The sequence below is a fragment of the Microbacterium sp. CFBP 8801 genome, assembly GCF_014839455.1.
Taxonomy (GTDB): domain Bacteria; phylum Actinomycetota; class Actinomycetes; order Actinomycetales; family Microbacteriaceae; genus Microbacterium.
This window is the reverse complement of the sequence record NZ_JACYNU010000038.1, coordinates 1-1,799: the sequence shown is the minus strand read 5'-3', so window position 1 is coordinate 1,799 and position 1,799 is coordinate 1. Positions and strand designations below refer to the sequence as shown.

The window sequence follows — 1,799 nt, the reverse complement described above, 5'->3', positions numbered from 1 at the left end:
GAGTGCTCGCACGGTAGTTGTTTTGCTGTGGCAGCTACCGACATGTGATTGCAGGACACTCTGGTGCAGGAAAGGGCCGGTCGGGTTTTCTCGACCGGCCCTTCGTCCTTTCCCGGGTCGTGGCGTTCCCCCGACGGCTCTCGACGCGCGAGGATGGTTTCGTGAAGGACGACGACCTGACCGAACCCGACGGACGCCTCGTTCTGGTGCGCCACGGCGAGACCGAGTGGAGCCGCACCGGTCGCCACACCGGGCTCACCGACATCCCGCTCACCGAGACCGGCGCATACAAGGCCGAGCTCGCGGGCACCCTGCTGGCGACCCGCCGGTACGACCTCGTGCTCACGAGCCCCCTCGAGCGCGCCGTCGAAACCGCGCGGCGGGCGGGCTTTCCGCAGGCGCAGCACGAGCCCCGCCTTGTCGAGTGGGATTACGGCGCTTACGAGGGCCTCACCACGCCCGAGATCATCGAGCAGCTCGGCCGCCCTTGGACCATTTGGCAGTCGGGGGCGCCGGCCGGCGCGACCCCCGGCGAGAGCATCGAGCAGGTGACCGCACGCGCGGCGTCGCTTCTCGACGAGCTCCGCCCCCGCGTGCGCGCCGGCGAACAGGTTCTGCTGTTCTCGCACTCGCACTTCCTGCGCGCGCTGGCCGGCGTCTGGCTCGGGCTCACCGCCGCCGGCGGTCGCTACTTCGTGCTCGGCACCTCCGCGGTCAGCGAACTCGGCTTCGAGCACGGCTCCGAGGTCATCACGCAGTGGAACCACGTGCGCGGACGCTGACCCCGGCCTCCCGGCATCCGGTCTCGACGATGCCGTGCGCATCTCGGCGATCCGACGAGCGCAAGCGAGTCCTTGGTCCGGCGCGATTCCGGATGCCGAAGCCTCAGCGTCGCGCGACCGCGCACCCCGGACGGAGTGACAGCGGACGCGTGAGCAGTCGCCCGCCCGTCCGCTAGTCGCGGGTCGGTCCGGCGCGCAGGACGACGCCGGGTGCGCGCGAGCCCGCCCACGCAAGGGCGCCGGCCACGACGAGCGCGAGGAGGATCCCGATCAAATGCCCGGCAAGAGACACGGCGCCCCGCTCCGGCAGCAGGAACCCATACGGCACCCAGCCGTCCGTGGCTCCGCGGATGAGGACGACAGTCAGCCAGGCAAGCGGGTAGGGGAGCACGATCCACAACGTGCCCCACGGAACGGGGCGACGGTCTCCGACGATCAGCCAGTCGACCAGGACGAAGAGAGGGAAGAACACGTGCAGGATCGCGCTCACCCAGGCGGGCGCCGATCCCGTGCCCGGCACGAGCACGTTGTACACCGCGGCGACCACGATGAGGCACGCCACGGCGACGGCTCGTGCGCTCGTCAGCCAGCGCGGCACGGGACGCCCGGAAACCATGAGAGCCCCCGTCGCGATGAGCACGCCGCTCGTGAGCAGGCTGGTCTGGTTCGTGAAGTAGCCGAAGTAGTCGAAAGGATTGTCGTCTCCGACGGCGACGCGTCCCGCGAAGGTGAGGAGGAGGACTCCCACGACCGCGACGGCAACCAGGATGCGCGTCCACCCGATGACGAGCATCACGCGACGATCGGCAACGGACGAGGGCACGTCGACCAGCCTAGGGAGGCTCCGGTCGAACGACGAAAAGCAGCCGATGCGGATCCGGCTGCGACCCGAAGTCCCCCCGGCGAACGCGATCACGAAAAGATAACGGCGAACTCTTCCCTTCCGTTATCTCGTCGTTATAGAGTGCTCGCACGGTAGTTGTTTTGCTGTGGCAGCTACCGACATGTGATTGCAGG

The 1,799-nt window shown here is 68.8% G+C and carries 2 protein-coding genes; one reads left to right on the top strand and one right to left on the bottom strand.

Annotated features, from left to right (window positions below; all coding sequences use genetic code 11):
* The first annotated feature begins 161 nt into the window (after positions 1–161).
* Positions 162–782, top strand: coding sequence for a histidine phosphatase family protein (locus IFR11_RS16080; RefSeq protein ID WP_191916845.1), 621 nt, complete (start codon positions 162–164; stop codon positions 780–782).
* A gap of 172 nt (positions 783–954) precedes the next feature.
* Here IFR11_RS16080 and IFR11_RS16075 read toward each other — a convergent pair whose 3' ends face one another.
* The gene (locus IFR11_RS16075; RefSeq protein WP_342030318.1) at positions 955–1,605 is read right to left on the bottom strand and encodes a Pr6Pr family membrane protein; all 651 of its coding nucleotides are present in this window, start codon (positions 1,603–1,605) and stop codon (positions 955–957) included.
* Between the last annotated feature and the right edge of the window lie 194 nt (positions 1,606–1,799).